Raw genomic sequence first — 16,750 nt, 5'->3', positions numbered from 1 at the left:
TGTGCCGCGCCGTGGCGCGCAAGGTGCCTGCGGCCGCGTTCAAGGACCTTGTTCAGGGCACCGTGAGGGCCAGCTCCCACGGCGTTTTCTGCCAGGCCAGCACTTCTTCGCGCAGAAGGTGGGCCGACTGCGGAAACGCCGCCGCCCATCCGGCGCGCGCGCTCAGCACGATGCGCTGCCCTTGTTGCGCGATCGCCAGTCCCTGTACATCGGGGTCGCGCCGCGCGTGGCACAGCGCGACGGCCAGGCGCAGGCACAGCAGCGGCAGCGCCGTGCCGGCATCGCCCAGCTCGGCTTCGATTTTCTTGAGCTTGCCGCGGTGGCCCAGCACCAGCAGGGCCAGGCGGTGCATTTCGGGCATGGCAAAGCCGGCGGCGTCGGTGTTGTCGAGGATGTAGGCGCCGTGCCGGTGGTAGTCGCTGTGGGCGATGCGGCAGCCCACTTCGTGCAACTGCGCCGCCCACTGCAGCTTGCGCAGCGCTGGGCTCGCGTCGCCTGGGCACAGCTGGGAAAACAGCGCACAGGCCACCTGGCGCACGCGCTCGGCCTGGGCGCCGTCCACGCCAAAGCGCAGCATCAAAGCGCGCACGGTGGCGGCGCGCAGGTCGGTCTCCGGCTGCTCGCGGTCGACCAGGTCGTACAGCGCGCCCTGGCGCAGGGCGCCCTGCGCCACCCGCATCTCGTCGATCTCCAGCAGGTCGAACACGGCCCGCAGCACGCTGATGCCGCCGCCAATGACGGGGCGGCGGTCTTCCTTGAGGCCGTCCAGGCGCACGCGGTCCGCGCTTTGGGCGCGCAGCAGGCGCTCCTGCAGCCAGTCGAGGTCGGCGCGCTGGATGCGCCCCGCGGGCTGTCCGGCCGCGGCCAGGATCTCGCCGACGGCGCCCACCGTGCCCGAGGAGCCATAGGCCACGTCCCAGGCGCCGCGGCAGAAGCTCTCCTGTGCCTCGTCCAGCACGGCCTTGGCGGCGACCTCGGCGGCGGTGAACGCCTGCGGGGTGAAAGCGCCATCGGCAAAGTAGCGCGAGGACCAGGCCACGCTGCCCACCGGGAACGACGCCACGGCGTGCGCCTGGTATTGCTGGCCGACGATCAGCTCGGTCGAGCGTCCGCCGATGTCCACCACCAGGCGCCGTTCGTCCGACTGTGGCAGCAGCCGTGCCACGCCCTGGTAAATCAGGCGCGCCTCCTCGGGGCCCGACACCACTTCGATGGGGTGGCCGAGGATTTCGCTGCCGCGCTGCAGGAACGCGTCGCGGTTGCGCGCCTCGCGCAGGGTTTGCGTGGCCACGGCGCGCACCTGCGCGGGGGCAAATCCGGCCAGGCGCTCGGCAAAGCGGGCCAGGCAGTCCCAGCCGCGCTGCATGGCCTGCGCGCTGAGGTTGAGTTGCTCGTCCAGCCCCGCGCCCTGGCGCACCGTTTCCTTGCGGTATTCGACGCGCTGGATGTGGCCGTGCTCGAAACGGCCGATTTCAAGGCGAAAGCTGTTCGATCCGAGATCGACAGCGGCGAGCAATGTTCCGTGGTGCATGGGGGGTGCCTGGGGTGCCGGCTTTGTGGCGGCGCAGCATAGCATTCGCCGAGGGCGTCAGCCGACGATGCGGCCGTCCGGGGTCAGCATGGTTTGCGTGACGTAGGCGTTGGCCCGCTTTTTGCCCTGGAAGGCGACGGTGAAGCCGCCGATGTGGGTGTCGGTGCGCCGGCGCAGGGCCGCCAGCGCGCTGGCACGCGTCAAAGGGCCTTCGGCGCGCGCCAGGGCCTCGGCGGTGTAGCGCGCTGCAATGAAGCCGGCCAGTCCCAGCGGCGTGGGCGGTTCGTCGTACAAGCGGGCCAGGGCGCTGCGGTAGGCGCGCACCACTGGCAGGGGAGACGTGATCAGGGGCACGGCCTGCGTAGCAATCACCGAGGTGTTGTGCGGCATGCCTTTCATTTGTGCCAGCACCTGCAGGTTCACATCGGCCAGCGCCACCACATAGCACTGGCGCCCGGGCGGCAGCTGGATCTGGCGCGTGAAGTCGTGCAGCTCCGGCGTGCCTCCGACGAACAGGATGAGGGCGTGGCGCTGCGCGGCGCGGGCCGCCTCGCGGCGTGCCAGCGGCAGGGGCTGCATGCGCACCGACAGGGTTTGCGCCGCCCGCGCGATCTCGGCCTGCGACTGTTGCTGGATGCTGGCGCTGCCGTAGGCCACGCCCATGTCCTGCACGCCCATGCTGGCCAGCGTCTTGAGGGCGTGCGCGATCTGCGCCTGGTAGCCCGGAAAGATGTCGAACACCGTGTCGTCTGGCCAGGCTTCGGTGCCGTGCAGCCACGGCGCCACCTGGGCCAGCGGCGTGCCGGTGCCCGAGCGCGCTTGCAGGGTGGCCAGGCCGGCGGCGGCGGCGTTGCCCACGCAGCCCGACAGCGCCACGCAGTCCGCCGTGGTCTGGGCCTTGTGCCATGCGGCCTGCAGGCCGGCGGCGCTGCCGTCGGTCTCCAGCACCAGGTGCTGCACCGGCCGGCCGGCCAGGCCGCCCTGGGCATTGAGCTCTTGCCAGGCGGCGCGCGAGCCGGTCAGAAAATCGCGGCTCACGTCTTGCTGCGCGGCCGAGAGGTCGGCGATCTGGGCGATCGTGACGGCGCGGCCCGCCGGCGCCGGCGCGGACCAGGCGGCGGGCGCCGCGCCGGCCAGCGCCGTGCATTGCAGCCAGCGCCGGCGGCTCAGGGAGGGTGGGGTGGGGCGCTTGGAGGGCGGTGGCGGGGGGGTGAACACGGTGGGCGCTTTCTGCGGTGGCCGGATAGGAAGGTTCAAAAAAGTGAGCTACCAGCGCTGGTTTTTCCTGTGTTTCAGATAGTTTTTTGTCTGAAAACCAATGAAAACGAGCGCATTCAGCTATGGTTTTTGAATTTCTTGCAGGCCGGCCTTTGCGGGAGCGGCCCGTGGCGGCAGCCTAGGCAGGTGCTGTGACAGGGCTGTGACATCTGTTTCATCCGGGGATATGACGGCATTTCCGTGTGTCACAACAATGTCACACAGGCCTTTTAGAGTCGCCTCAACCCCACTTTCTCAACCCAAAGGTCTTTTCATGAAAATGTCCGCGATTCGAATTCTGGTGGCTGGCGTGGTGTCCGCCGGTGCATTCTCTGGCGCCTGGGCGCAGCAAGAGGCCACGGGCGCCGGTGCGAGCTTCCCGGCGCCGCTGTACTCCAAGTGGGCGTCCGATTACTACAAGGCCACGGGCGTCAAGATCAACTACCAGTCGGTGGGCTCGGGCGCGGGTCTGCGCCAGATCGAAGCCAAGACGGTGGACTTCGGCGCTTCGGATGCGCCCCTCAAGGACGACGAGCTGAGCAAGAAGGGCCTGGTGCAGTTCCCCACGGTGATCGGTGGCATCGTGCCCGTGGTCAACATCAAGGGCATCGAACCCGGCCAGCTCAAGCTCAGCGGCCAGGTGCTGGGCGACATCTATCTGGGCAAGATCACCCAGTGGAACGATGCGGCCATCAAGGCCCTGAACCCCAGCCTGGCCCTGCCCGACGCGGCCATCGCTCCCGTGCGCCGCGCCGACGGCTCGGGCACGACCTTTGGCTTCACCAACTACCTGAGCAAGGTCAATGCCGAATGGAAGTCCAAGGTTGGTGAAGGCACGGCCGTGAACTGGCCCACGGGTGCGGGCGGAAAGGGCAACGAAGGCGTCGCCGCTTTCGTGGGCCGCCTGCCCAACTCGATCGGCTATGTGGAGTATGCGTACGTCAAGCAAAACAAGATGACCTATGCCCTGCTGCAAAACAGCGCCGGCACCTTCGCATCGCCCACCGAAGGCTCCTTCAAGGCTGCCGCGGCCGGTGCCGACTGGGCCAAGAGCTTCTACCAGATCCTGACCAACCAGCCCGGCAAGGAATCGTGGCCCATCACGTCGGCCACGTTCATCCTGATGCAAAAATCGCAGGACAAGCCCGCGCAGGCCGCCACGGCGTTGAAGTTCTTCGAGTGGGCGTACAAATCGGGTGATGCGACGGCTTCCAGCCTGGACTACGTGCCCATGCCCGATGTCGTAAAGACCCAGATCATGAAGTCCTGGGGCGATATCAAGGACACTTCGGGCAAGGCCATTGCGCTGAAGTGATTCCCCGGGCCGGCCTGGTGCCGGCCTGTGTTCCATTGCATTCTTTCAAGGCACCGACGTGTCCACACCACTGCCCGCCCACCAGATTCCGCCTCCCGACATCGCCGGGACAGGCGCGGTGAAGACCGCGCCTCCCCGGCCGCGGCCGCTCATTTCGGGCGGGCTGGCAGACAAGCTGTTCGGTCTGTTGGCCCGGTGCGCGGCGCTGCTGACGCTGGCGCTGCTGCTGGGCATCCTCACGTCGCTGGTCATCGGTGCCTGGCCCTCCATCGAAAAGTATGGCCTGGGCTTTCTCACGCGCAGCGTGTGGGACCCTGTGCAGAACGACTATGGCGGCCTGGTCATGATTTATGGCACGCTGGTCACGTCGTTCATTGCCTTGTTGATCGCGGTGCCGGTGAGTTTCGGCATCGCCCTGTTTCTGACCGAGCTGTCGCCGGCCTGGCTCAAGCGTCCCCTGGGGACCGCCATCGAACTGCTGGCGGCGGTGCCGTCGATCGTGTACGGCATGTGGGGCCTGATGGTATTCGGCCCCATCTTGGCGCGTTTTGTGCAGCAGCCCCTGCAGAGCCTGCTGTCGGGCGTGCCCTTCCTTGGGGCCTTCGTGTCGGGTCCGCCGGTGGGCATCGGCGTGCTGTCGGCGGGCATCATCCTCGCGATCATGATCATCCCGTTCATCGCCGCCGTGATGCGCGACGTGTTCGAGGTGACGCCGCCGCTGCTCAAGGAATCGGCCTACGGGCTGGGCTCGACCACCTGGGAGGTGGTGTGGAAGGTGGTGCTGCCCTATACCAAGACGGGGGTGCTGGGCGGCATCATGCTCGGGCTCGGGCGCGCGCTGGGCGAGACCATGGCGGTGACGTTTGTCATCGGCAACATGAACCAGCTCAATTCGCTGTCGGTGTTCGAGGCCGCCAACAGCATCACATCGGCGCTGGCCAACGAGTTTGCCGAGGCGGCCGAGGGCCTGCACCAGGCGTCGCTGATCTACCTGGGCCTGGTGCTGTTTTTCATCACCTTTGTGGTGCTCGCCCTGTCCAAGGTGCTGCTGGCCCGCCTGCAAAAGAACGAAGGAGCGCGCGCATGACCGGCACGGCACAGAAGCTGATCTCCGCCGCCGAGCAGACCCGCGCGCGGCAGGCCATGTATGCGCGGCGCAAGCGCGTCAACCGCGTCGCCCTGGCGTTGTCGCTGGCGGCCATGGTGTTCGGCGTGTTCTGGCTCGTCTGGATCCTGTGGGAAACCGTGCGCCTGGGCCTGGGCGGCCTGAGCCTGGCCCTGTTCACCGAGATGACGCCTCCGCCCAACGAGGTCGGCGGCATCTCGAACGCCATTTTTGGCTCGTTCGTCATGGTGCTGATGGCGACTTTCATCGGCACGCCGATCGGCATCATGGCCGGTGTGTACCTGGCGGAATACGACCCCCGCGGCTGGCTCGCGTCGGTCACGCGCTTCGTCAACGACATCCTGCTGTCGGCGCCCAGCATCGTGATCGGCCTGTTCGTCTACGCCGTGGTGGTGGCGCGCTTTCGCAGCTTCTCGGGCTATGCGGGCATCGTGGCCCTGGCGCTGATCGTGATTCCGGTGGTCATTCGCACCACCGAGAACATGCTCGTGCTGGTGCCGGCCAGCTTGCGCGAGGCCGCCTATGCGCTGGGCGCGCCCAAGTGGAGGGTGATCACGCTGGTGACCCTGCGCGCGGCGCGGGCCGGCGTGATCACGGGTGTGCTGCTGGCCGTGGCGCGCATTGCGGGTGAAACCGCGCCGCTGCTGTTTACCGCGCTGAACAACCAGTTCTGGAACTCCGACCTGTCCAAGCCCATGGCCAGCCTGCCGGTGACCATCTTCAAATTTGCGATGAGCCCCTACGAAAACTGGCAGCAATTGGCATGGGCGGGCGTGTTCCTGATCACCGTGACCGTGCTCGGGCTCAACATTCTGGCGCGCGTTCTCACGCGCCAGAAATAAAACAAGGAAGCTTCCATGTCCCCCAGCCCCAAAGCGACAAGCGCCCCTAAGATCACGGTGCGCGACCTCAATTTCTACTACGGCAAGTTCCATGCCTTGAAGGGCATCAACCTCGATATTCCCGAGAACAAGGTGACCGCGTTCATCGGGCCCTCGGGCTGCGGCAAGTCCACGCTGCTGCGCACCTTCAACCGCATGTTCGAGCTCTATCCCGAGCAGCGCGCCGAAGGCCAGATCGTGCTGGACGGCGAAAACCTGCTAACCAGCAAGCAGGATGTGGCGCTGATCCGCGCCAAGATCGGCATGGTGTTTCAGAAGCCCACGCCGTTTCCGATGTCGATCTACGACAACATCGCCTTTGGCGTGAAGCTGTTCGAGAACCTCAACGCCACCGACATGGACGACCGCGTCGAGTGGGCCCTGCGCAAGGCCGCGCTGTGGAACGAAGTCAAGGACAAGCTGGCCCAGAGCGGCTCGGGCCTGTCGGGCGGGCAGCAGCAGCGCCTGTGCATTGCGCGCGGCATTGCCATCAAGCCCGAGGTGCTGCTGCTCGACGAGCCGTGCTCGGCGCTGGACCCGATTTCCACCGCCAAGATCGAGGAACTGATCGCCGAGCTCAAGAGCGAGTACACAGTGGTGATCGTGACGCACAACATGCAGCAGGCGGCGCGCTGCAGCGACTACACGGCCTACATGTACCTGGGCGACCTGATGGAGTTCGGCGAAACCGAGCAGATGTTCTTCAAGCCCCAGCGCAAGGAGACCGAGGACTACATTACCGGCCGTTTTGGCTGAAAGGGATTGGCATGGCTGAAAAACACCTCTCATCGCAGTTCGACAGCGAACTCAAGAACATCTCGGCGCGGGTCATGGAGCTCGGCGGTCTGGTGGAGTCGCAGATCCAGCACGCGATCTATGCGCTGTCGCACTTCAGCCTCGAGGCCGTGCAGCAGGTGGTGGCGCTGGAGAGCCGCGTCAACGCCATGGAGGTCGAGATCGACCATGAACTCTCCACCATCATCGCCCGGCGCCAACCGACGGCGCGCGATTTGCGCCTGTTGATGGCGTTCTCCAAGGCCACGGCCAACCTCGAGCGCATGGGCGACGAGGCGCACAAGATGGGGCGCATGGTGCAGTCCATCATCGAGGGTGGCGCACCGCGCTCGCTGCCCACCATGGACCTGCGCGTGGCGGCCGATCTGGCCTCGGGCCTGCTGCGCAAGGCGCTCGATGCCTTTGCGCGCCTCGATACCAAGGCGGCGGTGGCGATTCTGCGGGAAGACGACCTGATCGACGAAGAATTCGACGGCTTCGTGCGCAAGCTCATCACCTACATGATGGAAGACCCGCGCACCATTTCGGCCAGCCTTGACCTGCTGTTCCTGGCCAAGGCCATCGAGCGCATCGGCGACCATTCCAAGAACATGGCCGAGCTGATCATTTACCTGGTCGAGGGCAAGGACGTGCGCCACACCTCGCTCGACCAGATCGAATCGGCCGTACTGTGAAGGTCGGCCGACACCCATGAAAAAGTTGCCCCGCGTCCTGATCGTCGAAGACGAGCCCGCGATTGCCGAGCTGATCGCCGTCAACCTGCGCCACAACGGTTTTTCCCCCATCTGGTCGGAGGACGGCGAGTCGGCGCAGCGCGAGCTCGATGCCGTGCTGCCCGACGTGATCCTGCTCGACTGGATGCTGCCGGGCCAGAGCGGCCTGCAGCTGGCGCGCAAGTGGCGCGCGGATGGCCGCACCAAGGCCGTGCCCATCCTGATGCTGACCGCGCGCGGCGACGAACCCGACAAGGTGGCAGGCCTGGACGCTGGCGCGGACGACTACATCACCAAGCCGTTTTCCACCCAGGAGCTGCTGGCGCGCATCCGCGCCGTGCTGCGCCGGCGTGCGCCCGAGCAGGTGGCCGACAGCGTGGCCATCGGCGCCCTGGCGCTCGATGCGGCCACGCACCGCGTCACGTTCGAGGGCCAGGCGCTCAAGGTCGGGCCGACCGAATTCAAGCTGCTGCACTTCCTGATGAAGCATGCCGAGCGCGTGCACAGCCGCTCGCAGCTGCTCGACAAGGTGTGGGGCGACCATGTGTTCATCGAGGAACGCACCGTGGATGTGCACGTCAAGCGCCTGCGCGAGTCTCTGGGTGGGGGCAGTGTGATGGTCGAGACGGTGCGTGGCGCAGGCTACCGCCTCACGGCGCAGCCGCAGGCGCTGGCGCGGGCCTGAACGGCTGGGCCTGCCGCCGTTTTTTCTATCCGTCCAGGCCTCTATGTTCTTTCGCTTTGTGGTTTTCTTGTCGTGGCAACTCGCGGGTGGGCTGGTGGGCTGGTGGAAGGCGGGGCCATGGGGCGCGGCCGTGGGCGCAGCGGCGGCGGCGTGGATCTGGTTTGTCTGGGACATGGTGCGCGGTGGGCGCGTCTTGCGCTGGCTGCGCCATGGTGACCTGGCGCAGGCACCCCGCCTTTACGGCCTGTGGGGTGAGGCAAGCGACCGGGTGCGCCGCCTGCTGCGGCAGATGCAGGGCCAGGTGCAAGAAAGCGAGCAGCGCCTGCAGGAAGTGCTGTCTGCGCTGCAGGCTTCGCCCAACGGCGTGATTTTGCTCAACGCCGAAGGCTGCATCGAGTGGTGCAACCAGATCGCAGCCGCGCATTTCGGCATCGATGCCGAGCGCGATCTGCTGCAGTCGATTGGCAACCTGGTGCGCCACCCCGATTTCAGCGCCTACTACGCCGGACGTGACTTCGCCTCGGCCGTGGTGATCGCGGGCCGGCAAAGCACGCCCTCGCGCCCGGTGCGCCTGTCGGTGCAGCTGCACCCCTATGGCCAGGGACGCAGCCTGCTGCTGTCGCGCGATGTGACGACGCTGGAGCAGGCCGACGCCATGCGGCGCGATTTTGTCGCCAACGTCTCGCACGAGATCCGCACCCCGCTGACCGTGCTCAGCGGCTTTGTCGAAACATTGCAGACACTGGCCCTGCCGTCCGAGGAGCAGCAGCGCTACCTGGCACTGATGGCGCAGCAGGCGGCGCGCATGCAAAGCGTGGTCAGTGGCCTGCTGGCGCTCTCGCGCCTGGAAGGCAGCCCGTTGCCCGGTCTGGCCGAGTGGACGCCTGTGGCACAGCTGCTGCGGGCCTGCGAGGACGAGGCGCGCGCGCTGTCGGCCCTGGTGGCGCCCGAACCCCGGCGCGTGCATGCACTCGAGTTTCCGCCGCCGCAGGTGCTGCAGAGCCTCGGAGAGATCGCAGGTGTTCCGGCCGAGCTGCAAAGCGCGCTGTCGAACCTGGTCGGCAATGCGGTGCGCTACACACCGACCCCCGGCACGATCCGGGTGTCGTGGACCCGGGCGCCCGATGGCGGGGCGGTGTTTTCGGTGGCCGACACCGGCCCGGGCATCGATCCCGTGCACATCCCGCGCCTGACCGAGCGCTTTTATCGTGTGGACCGCAGCCGCTCGCGCGAGACCGGCGGCACGGGTTTGGGGCTGGCCATCGTCAAGCATGTGCTGCAGCGCCATGGCGCTTCGTTGCAGATCGACAGCGTGCCCGGAAAGGGCGCGACCTTTTCCGTGCATTTCCCGGCCAACCGGCTGCGCGTTCCCCAACTACCGGGTGTCGTCAGCGCGGCTGCGGCCTGACCGCGCGCCGCAGCATTCCCGTGAAGAACACCGCCGTGACCGCCAGCGCCAACGCGCTGGTAGCCCAGAACGGCGCGGGCGAGGGCCGCGGCGCCCAGGCGCCCAGGCCCCGGTAGGCGAGCACATACCCCAGGCCCAGGCCACCGCCCCACAGCAAGACGCCATACACCAACAGGGGCGCCACCGTGATGCGGTAGCAGCGCAGCACAAACACGCACACCGTCTGCACGGCGTCGGCCAGGTGGTACAGCGCCACCCACACCAGCAGCTGTGCCGTGAGCGCAATCACCTCTGCCTGTGGCGAATAGACCGCTGCAATGCGGCCTCTTGCTATGAATAACAGAGCTGAGAGCCCAATGCCCATCAGCGCTGCAAGCCGAAATCCCATCCAGGCTGCGGCGCGTGCCCGGTCGTCGTCGCCCGCGCCGCGCCAAAACCCCACGCGCGCGCTGGCCGCAATCGCCAGCGACAGCGGCACCATGTAGAGCACGGCGGCCAGGTTGGCCGCGATCTGGTGGCTTGCCGATGCCAGCATGCCCTGGCGTGCGATGAACAGCGCCATCAGCGTGAACGAGGTGACCTCGACCGTGACCGCCAGGCCTGCCGGTATGCCCAGCCGCGCCAGCGCACCGATCTGCCGCCAGTCGGGGCGCTCCATGCGCTGCCAGATGCGCAGCGGGCCATACAGCTCCTGCGTGCGCAGCAGCCACACCCCCAGGCCCAGCATGGCGTAATTGACCGCCAGCGTGGCCCAGGCACAGCCGACGGCGCCCAGCGACGGCACGCCGGCACCGCCAAACGTGAACCAGACCGAGAGCGGCAGCTTGATGAACAGCGAGGCCAATTGCAGCCAGGTGACCAGCTGCGGGTGGCCCAGCGCCTGGGTGAGTGTGCTGAACATGCGGAACAGCAAGGCCGGCGGCAGGGCCAGCGCCAGCACGGCCAGGTACTGGGTCACCGGCGTGCGCAGGGCAGGCGGCACGCTGGTCCATTCGAGCACGGCAGCGGGAGAGAGCAGGAGGGCCATGCCCAGCGCCGACGCCATCGCGCACAGGTACAGGGCCTGGCGGAAAGACGCGCCCATGCGGGCGGGCGCCTTGGCACCGCGCTGCTCGGCCCACACCGGCAGCAGGGCCTGCAGCACGCCCATCAGGGCGACATAGACGCTCACGAAAATGGCCGAACCGATGGACAGCGCCGCCAGCGAAGCCTCGGAATGCCGGCCCGCCACGATGGTGTCGGTGACGCCGAACGCCATGACGGCCAGTTGCCCAGCCAGCACGGTGAGCGCGTGGCGGATGAGGGTGCCGCGCTCGGACATTCAGGGGCTGCTGCGCCGGTACACCCAGATGAAGTCGCTCCTGTCGGTCGGGCGCGCGAGCTGGGCCGCCAGTGTCCACTGCTGCCCATCCACACCGGCTGATGGCGCGCTGGGGGTACGGCGGTCCGCCACCAGCAGCCAGGGGCAGTGCGCCGTGCCTTCGGCCGGCTGCACGATGAGCTTGCCGTGGTAGCGCAGCGCTGCGATCTGGCTGCGGTTGAGCCCTGCGCCGAGCACGCAGGGCGGCTGTCCGACCACCTGCAGGATGCTCTGGACCTGCGGCGCATCGCTGCGGGCATAGTTGAGCATGGGCAGCCACAGCGTCAGCAGCAGCAGCCACCCCAGCGTGGCGCCGGCGGCAGGCAGCACCAGGCTCTTCCAGATCGCGGCGCGGTGGCGGCCGGTACGCCAGGCCACCAGCGCACACCAGGCCGCGGTGGCCGCAAGGGCCACGGCCAGCGTGAAGGCCGAAAATTCCGGTACAAAGCCCGGCGCGAGCTTGGCCACGTTGGCCGCAGGCTGGGCCGGCACGCCGGTTTGCGTGGAAGTCCAGACCACCCAGATGGCAATGGCCGAGGCAGAGAAGAACAGCAGGGTGAACCAGTCGATCAGCGCCGCCACGCTGCGGCGCAGCGTGGGCAGCGCAAACGCCGCCAGGGTCGCCATGGCAGGCAGACCGAGCAGCAGCGCGCGGTCCGATGGCTGCGTGGTGAACGCCGCGGCCACGGCCACCAGGGCGAACCACAGCGGCAGCAGAAGGTGGCGGTGGAGCTGGCGGCTGGCAATCTGTTTGCGCCAGCGCCACAGCGTCCACAGCGCCAGTGGCCAGGCGGGCCAGCAAAACCACAGCAGCAAGCGCGCAAAACTGGCCCACTCGCTGGGGTCGTCATAGGCGCTGTCGATGCGCCAGCGCCACAGCTGCAGCGACCACGCCAGGACGGCCGCTGCCAGTGCCGCTGCCAGCAAAACCAGGCCCATGGCGCGCAGGTGCCGCTGGGGCTGGCCGCTGCTGGCGGGCGAGCACAGGCACAGCGCCGCGCCGCCCAGCGCATACAGCAGCGCCAGCGCCGGCGCGCCGCTGAGCACCAGGCCCGCCAGGCCCGCCACCAGCGCCAGCAGCGGGGCGGCGGTGCGGTACGGCGCAGCCGCGAGCGCAAAGAACACCAGCGCCGTGCAGCACAGCTGGGTCAGGTAGGACGTGGCTTCGTGCGAGGGCTGCGCCAGACCCAGGCAGGCCAGCAGCGCCAGCAGGCCGCCGTCGGCCATGGCGCGTGCGTAGTCTCGGGGCTGGGCTTCGCCGCCAAACGCGAAGGCCACGGGCTGCGCTCCCGGGCTGCGCGCCAGGCAGTACACGCCGTACCAGGTCGCCACCAGCGTCAGCGCGAGCAAGGCGGCAAACGGCAGTCGCGCCGCCAGTTCTGGCGAAATGCCTGACGGGGCGAGCTGCATGGCCCAGGCGCCCATCCAGTAGGGCAGCAGGCCGTCGGTGTCGGGGGGCATGCCGCCCAGCAGCGGTGCCCACCAGCTGCTGCGCTCCTGCGCCAGCTCCAGCATGTAGCCCGTGGCGGCCATGTCGGCACCACGCCAGGGATCGCGCCCGACGAAGCCGGGAACGATGTAGGCCAGGCACAGCAGCAGCAGTGCCCAGCGCGGCAGCCGGCGCACGGCGCTTTGGGGGACGATGGCAGGGGTAGGCAGGTTCACGCGCTCAAAGGGGCAAATGGAGGTCCGGTCGAGAATAAACGCAAACAAAAAGGCAGCGCGGTTGCCCGGGCTGCCTTTTTGGCGGGAGAAGCGGGGTTTACTTCGCCGCGGTCTTGCCGAAGCGGTTGCGGAAGCGTTCCACGCGGCCACCCATGTTGTCCACCGACTTTTGCGTGCCGGTGTAGAAGGGGTGCGATTCGCTGGTGGTATCCAGCTTGAACAGCGGCAGTTCGCGACCGTCTTCCATCTTGATCATTTCCTTGCTGTTCACGCAAGAACGGGTCACGAACTTGAAGCCGTTGGACATGTCCTGGAAGCAAACTTCGCGGTAGTTGGGGTGAATGCCTTCTTTCATGATCAATCCTTATGGGTCAAGTGCGGTAGCCGTGCACAACCCGGTGCAACCCTTGCGCCGGTGAGCATTGTGCGTACTTTCCGCAGAAAAAGCCCTCGATTATTGCACACCTGAGCAAGGCTCAGCCACCGCGGCGCATCATGTCGAAGAACTCCACATTGCTCTTGGTGGATTTCATGTTCTTGATCATCAGTTCCATCGACTCGATCTCGTCCATGTTGTACATGAACTGGCGCAGGATGCGTGTCTTCTGCAGGATCTCGGGCGCCAGCAGCAACTCTTCGCGGCGCGTGCCGCTCTTGTTGAGCTCGATGGCGGGGAATACGCGCTTTTCGTACAGGCGGCGGTTCAGGTGGATCTCGCAGTTGCCGGTGCCCTTGAACTCTTCAAAGATCACCTCGTCCATGCGGCTGCCGGTGTCGACCAGCGCCGTGGCGATGATGGTCAGCGAACCGCCTTCCTCGACCTTGCGCGCGGCGCCGAAGAAGCGCTTGGGGCGCTGCAGCGCTGCAGCATCGACACCGCCCGAGAGTACCTTGCCCGACGAGGGCACCACGTTGTTGTAGGCACGGGCCAGGCGGGTGATCGAGTCCAGCAGGATCACCACGTCCTTCTTGAGTTCGACCAGGCGCTTGGCGCGCTCGATCACCATCTCGGCCACGTGCACGTGGCGCGCGGCGGGCTCGTCGAATGTTGAGGCGATGATCTCGCCCTTGACCGTGCGCTGCATTTCGGTCACTTCTTCAGGGCGCTCGTCCACCAGCAGCACCATCAGGTGCACGTCGGGGTTGTTGGCCGTGATGGCGTGGGCGATGTGTTGCATCATCACCGTCTTGCCGCTCTTGGGCGGGGCGACGATCAGGGCACGCTGGCCGCGGCCGATGGGCGCAATGATGTCGATGATGCGGCCGGTGATGTTCTCTTCGCTCTTGACTTCGCGCTCCAGGCGCATCTGCTCCTTGGGGAACAGCGGCGTCAGGTTTTCGAACATCACCTTGTGCTTGTTCTGCTCGGGCGGGCCGTCGTTGACCTTGTCGAGCTTGGTCAGGGCGAAGTAGCGCTCGCCGTCCTTGGGCGTGCGCACTTCGCCTTCGATCATGTCGCCCGTGTGCAGATTGAATCGGCGCACCTGGCTGGGCGAGATGTAGATGTCGTCGGTGCTGGCGGTGTAGCTGGTGTCGGGGCTGCGCAAGAATCCAAAGCCGTCGGGCAGGATTTCGAGCACGCCGTCGGCAAAGATCTGCTCCCCCGCCTTGGCGCGCTTCTTGATGATGGCAAACATCAATTCCTGCTTGCGCATGCGGCCGCCGTTTTCGATTTCAAGCTCTTCGGCCTGCTTGAGGACTTCAGACACGTGCAGTGCCTTGAGTTCGTTGAGGTGCATGGGGTGACTCCTTGGCGGAGCTGGTGTGAATCAGGGGGAAGGCGAGGTGCTGGAGTGGCTGCTGTTTGCAGCCCCGGCATGCCTGGGATCTCGAAAGGGCTGCCAATGCGTGCGAGCCCGTGATCAGCGCAGATTATGACAGGAAAAGTGGTGGGCCTGGGTTGCCGCTGGGACGATGCACCGTAAATGCTGGGGAGTGCGGGAGGGATGGGGCTGGGCATCCACTGCACCGGCAGGGGCGCAGCGGACAGCAAGGACGCGGTATCAGGCCAATTGCTGGTCGATGAAGGCCGTCAGTTGCGCCTTGCTCATGGCGCCGACCTTGGTCGCTGCGAGCTGGCCGTCCTTGAACAGCATCAGCGTGGGAATGCCGCGAATGCCGAACTTGGCGGGGATTTCGCGGTTCTCGTCGACGTTCATCTTGGCGATCGTGAGCTTGCCCTGGTAGGCGCCCGCGACTTCGTCGAGGATCGGCGCGATCATCTTGCACGGGCCGCACCATTCGGCCCAGTAATCCACCAGCACGGGGGTGGCGGCTTGCAGCACGTCGGCTTCAAAGCTGGTGTCAGAAAGGTGTTTGATCAGTTCGCTTGCCATGGCGCTTTCCTTAGATGGGGGGCGGTCGGGATAAAGTGCGGTCATTGTGACAGAAACCAGCGTCTGCACCGCAGTGGCCCTAGGGCTGAGCGCTATGAGCGTGATAGCAAAAAATGCCCGTGGCGCAGGCGCACATCCAACCATGAATACCCTAATTTCCTCCGAATCCACCCCCTTCACCTGCGAGGCGGCCGTCATCGGCGCCGGGCCCGCCGGGCTGATGGCCGCAGAGACGCTGGCGCAAGCCGGCCTGGCGGTGCACCTGTTTGATGCCATGCCCACCGTGGGACGCAAATTTCTGCTGGCGGGCAAGGGCGGCCTGAACCTCACGCACGCAGAACCCCAGGACGCCTTTGCCACGCGCTATGGCGAGCGGCAGGCCTGGATTGCACCGTTGCTGGAGCATTTCGGCGCGCCGCAGGTGCGCGCCTGGGCCCACGGGCTGGGCATCGACACCTTCGTCGGGACCTCGGGCCGCGTCTTCCCTGCCGACCTGAAGGCCGCCCCCCTGCTGCGGGCCTGGCTGCAGCGCCTGCGCGGCCTGGGCGTGCGCTTTCACATGCGCCACCGCTGGACGGGATGGGACGACAGCGGCGCACTGCAATTCACGGCGCCCGCCGGCAGCGTGCGGGTGACCGCACGCACCACGGTGCTGGCGCTCGGGGGCGCGAGCTGGGCACGCCTGGGCTCGGACGGCGCCTGGGTGCCCTGGCTGGCGGCGCGTGCCATTGCGGTGTCCGCCTTGCGGCCGGCCAACTGCGGCTTTGACGTGTTCGGGCAGGGCCTGGAACCCGCGGGCGAGACCCGCCGCGCGTTTCTCAAGGAGCTCGTGGGCCAGGGCATGGCCCCGGCCGTCGGATGGACGCCGCACTTCACCGAGCGCTTTGCGGGGCAGCCCTTCAAGTCGGTGGCCCTTGCGTTCACGGACAGCGCGGGGCGCCATTTCAGCCGGCGCGGCGAATTCGTGGCCACTGCTACGGGCGTGGAAGGCAGCCTCATCTATGCCGTGTCGGCGCTGCTGCGCGATGAAATAGAGGCCCACGGCAGCGCCACCTTCGCGCTGGACCTGCTGCCCGACCACTCGCCCGAGCGCGTGTTGGCCGAGGTGCGCCATCCGCGCGGCACCCGCTCGCTGTCCAGCCATCTCAAGAGCCGCCTGGGGCTCGACGGGATCAAGATGGCGATCCTCTACGAGCAGCTGGGCAAGGAGGGGGTGGCCGATGCAGCGCGCCTGGCCGCCGCCATCAAGGCGCTGCCGGTCACCGTGGTGGCCGCCCGCCCGCTCGACGAAGCCATCAGCACGGCCGGCGGTGTGGCCTTCGAGGCGCTCGATGAACAGCTCATGCTGGACGCGCTGCCCGGCGTGTTCTGCGCCGGAGAAATGATCGACTGGGAGGCACCCACAGGCGGCTACCTGCTCACCGCCTGCATGGCCACAGGGTGGAAGGCCGGGCAGGGCGCGGCGCACTGGCTGCAGGCACAGCGCGGCGCAGGGGACGCCTGACGCGGCGGCAGGACCGGGCCGCTTGAAAGCGGTGGGCGTGTTCAGGCAGCGCGCCAAGAGCGAAATGCAAGGCGTGCCGCGGGCCGTGGCTGGGCTGCCGGGCAAGCGCGTGTGCCCGGCTTGGGAGTGCCCTGCTGAAAAGGCCCTGCGCACGTCCTAAGATGCATCTCGGGA

General features: G+C 67.1%; 15 protein-coding genes. 8 read left to right on the top strand and 7 right to left on the bottom strand.

Annotated elements, in window-relative coordinates; all coding sequences use genetic code 11:
• Positions 1–52: 52 nt before the first annotated feature.
• Both B2J86_RS02655 and B2J86_RS02650 read right to left on the bottom strand, forming a co-directional pair.
• Entirely contained in the window at positions 53–1,531 is a 1,479-nt protein-coding gene (locus B2J86_RS02655) for a Ppx/GppA phosphatase family protein (RefSeq protein WP_173024660.1), read from the bottom strand.
• Positions 1,532–1,588: 57 nt separating this feature from the next.
• Positions 1,589–2,749: an ABC transporter substrate-binding protein gene (locus B2J86_RS02650; protein ID WP_173024659.1), complete on the bottom strand. Its 1,161-nt coding sequence runs from the start codon at positions 2,747–2,749 to the stop codon at positions 1,589–1,591.
• 313 nt (positions 2,750–3,062) lie between these two features.
• Here B2J86_RS02650 and pstS point away from each other — a divergent pair, with 313 nt between their 5' ends.
• The 7 genes from pstS to phoR are packed head-to-tail and all read left to right on the top strand — an operon-like array spanning position 3,063 to position 9,711.
• Positions 3,063–4,103: a phosphate ABC transporter substrate-binding protein PstS gene (gene pstS, locus B2J86_RS02645; RefSeq protein ID WP_173024658.1), complete on the top strand. Its 1,041-nt coding sequence runs from the start codon at positions 3,063–3,065 to the stop codon at positions 4,101–4,103.
• A 58-nt stretch (positions 4,104–4,161) separates the two neighbouring features.
• Entirely contained in the window at positions 4,162–5,190 is a 1,029-nt protein-coding gene (gene pstC, locus B2J86_RS02640) for a phosphate ABC transporter permease PstC (RefSeq protein ID WP_371736053.1), read from the top strand.
• On the top strand, positions 5,187–6,071 hold the full coding sequence (pstA, locus tag B2J86_RS02635; protein WP_173024657.1) for a phosphate ABC transporter permease PstA: 885 nt from the start codon (positions 5,187–5,189) through the stop codon (positions 6,069–6,071). The genes pstC and pstA overlap by 4 nt, the downstream gene beginning before the upstream one ends.
• Before the next feature lie 15 nt (positions 6,072–6,086).
• A complete protein-coding gene (gene pstB, locus B2J86_RS02630) occupies positions 6,087–6,866 on the top strand; it encodes a phosphate ABC transporter ATP-binding protein PstB (protein ID WP_169633160.1) in 780 nt (259 codons plus the stop codon).
• A gap of 11 nt (positions 6,867–6,877) precedes the next feature.
• A complete protein-coding gene (gene phoU / locus B2J86_RS02625) occupies positions 6,878–7,579 on the top strand; it encodes a phosphate signaling complex protein PhoU (protein WP_169167193.1) in 702 nt (233 codons plus the stop codon).
• A gap of 16 nt (positions 7,580–7,595) precedes the next feature.
• Positions 7,596–8,303, top strand: coding sequence for a phosphate regulon transcriptional regulator PhoB (gene phoB / locus B2J86_RS02620; RefSeq protein ID WP_169167192.1), 708 nt, complete (start codon positions 7,596–7,598; stop codon positions 8,301–8,303).
• A gap of 43 nt (positions 8,304–8,346) precedes the next feature.
• Positions 8,347–9,711, top strand: a complete 1,365-nt coding sequence (phoR, locus tag B2J86_RS02615; RefSeq protein ID WP_173024656.1) for a phosphate regulon sensor histidine kinase PhoR — start codon at positions 8,347–8,349, stop codon at positions 9,709–9,711.
• On the opposite strand, the gene B2J86_RS02610 is transcribed toward phoR, so the two are convergent.
• The 5 genes from B2J86_RS02610 to trxA form a co-directional block, all read right to left on the bottom strand.
• Entirely contained in the window at positions 9,692–11,032 is a 1,341-nt protein-coding gene (locus B2J86_RS02610) for an MATE family efflux transporter (protein WP_169167190.1), read from the bottom strand. The two genes, phoR and B2J86_RS02610, sit on opposite strands and share 20 nt — an antisense overlap.
• Complete coding sequence (locus tag B2J86_RS02605) at positions 11,033–12,736, bottom strand: hypothetical protein (protein WP_173024655.1); 1,704 nt, start codon at positions 12,734–12,736, stop codon at positions 11,033–11,035.
• Between the two features lie 97 nt (positions 12,737–12,833).
• Positions 12,834–13,091, bottom strand: a complete 258-nt coding sequence (locus B2J86_RS02600; protein WP_169167188.1) for a type B 50S ribosomal protein L31 — start codon at positions 13,089–13,091, stop codon at positions 12,834–12,836.
• 121 nt (positions 13,092–13,212) lie between these two features.
• Positions 13,213–14,475: a transcription termination factor Rho gene (gene rho / locus B2J86_RS02595; RefSeq protein WP_169167187.1), complete on the bottom strand. Its 1,263-nt coding sequence runs from the start codon at positions 14,473–14,475 to the stop codon at positions 13,213–13,215.
• 264 nt (positions 14,476–14,739) lie between these two features.
• The gene (gene trxA, locus B2J86_RS02590) at positions 14,740–15,072 is read right to left on the bottom strand and encodes a thioredoxin TrxA (protein WP_169167186.1); all 333 of its coding nucleotides are present in this window, start codon (positions 15,070–15,072) and stop codon (positions 14,740–14,742) included.
• A 142-nt stretch (positions 15,073–15,214) separates the two neighbouring features.
• Here trxA and B2J86_RS02585 point away from each other — a divergent pair, with 142 nt between their 5' ends.
• Positions 15,215–16,576 (top strand): TIGR03862 family flavoprotein, encoded by a 1,362-nt coding sequence (locus B2J86_RS02585; protein ID WP_173024654.1) that lies wholly within the window; start codon positions 15,215–15,217, stop codon positions 16,574–16,576.
• Positions 16,577–16,750: the final 174 nt, after the last annotated feature.

Origin of the sequence: Acidovorax sp. SRB_14 (assembly GCF_012932145.1) — a bacterium.
Classification (GTDB): Bacteria; Pseudomonadota; Gammaproteobacteria; order Burkholderiales; family Burkholderiaceae_C; genus Simplicispira.
The sequence above is the reverse complement of the archived record's forward strand: the minus strand, read 5'-3'. Positions and strand labels throughout refer to the sequence as shown.

What these genes read in the sequence shown, in the direction of transcription:
- pstS (WP_173024658.1), top strand. Translation starts at nt 3,063, where the DNA reads ATGAAAATGTCCGCGATTCGAATTCTGGTGGCTGGCGTGGTGTCCGCC.
- phoB (WP_169167192.1), top strand. Translation starts at nt 7,596, where the DNA reads ATGAAAAAGTTGCCCCGCGTCCTGATCGTCGAAGACGAGCCCGCGATT.
- pstB (WP_169633160.1), top strand. Translation starts at nt 6,087, where the DNA reads ATGTCCCCCAGCCCCAAAGCGACAAGCGCCCCTAAGATCACGGTGCGC.
- B2J86_RS02610 (WP_169167190.1), bottom strand. Translation starts at nt 11,032, where the DNA reads ATGTCCGAGCGCGGCACCCTCATCCGCCACGCGCTCACCGTGCTGGCT.
- B2J86_RS02655 (WP_173024660.1), bottom strand. Translation starts at nt 1,531, where the DNA reads ATGCACCACGGAACATTGCTCGCCGCTGTCGATCTCGGATCGAACAGC.
- pstA (WP_173024657.1), top strand. Translation starts at nt 5,187, where the DNA reads ATGACCGGCACGGCACAGAAGCTGATCTCCGCCGCCGAGCAGACCCGC.
- phoR (WP_173024656.1), top strand. Translation starts at nt 8,347, where the DNA reads ATGTTCTTTCGCTTTGTGGTTTTCTTGTCGTGGCAACTCGCGGGTGGG.
- phoU (WP_169167193.1), top strand. Translation starts at nt 6,878, where the DNA reads ATGGCTGAAAAACACCTCTCATCGCAGTTCGACAGCGAACTCAAGAAC.
- B2J86_RS02585 (WP_173024654.1), top strand. Translation starts at nt 15,215, where the DNA reads ATGAATACCCTAATTTCCTCCGAATCCACCCCCTTCACCTGCGAGGCG.
- rho (WP_169167187.1), bottom strand. Translation starts at nt 14,475, where the DNA reads ATGCACCTCAACGAACTCAAGGCACTGCACGTGTCTGAAGTCCTCAAG.
- trxA (WP_169167186.1), bottom strand. Translation starts at nt 15,072, where the DNA reads ATGGCAAGCGAACTGATCAAACACCTTTCTGACACCAGCTTTGAAGCC.
- B2J86_RS02600 (WP_169167188.1), bottom strand. Translation starts at nt 13,091, where the DNA reads ATGAAAGAAGGCATTCACCCCAACTACCGCGAAGTTTGCTTCCAGGAC.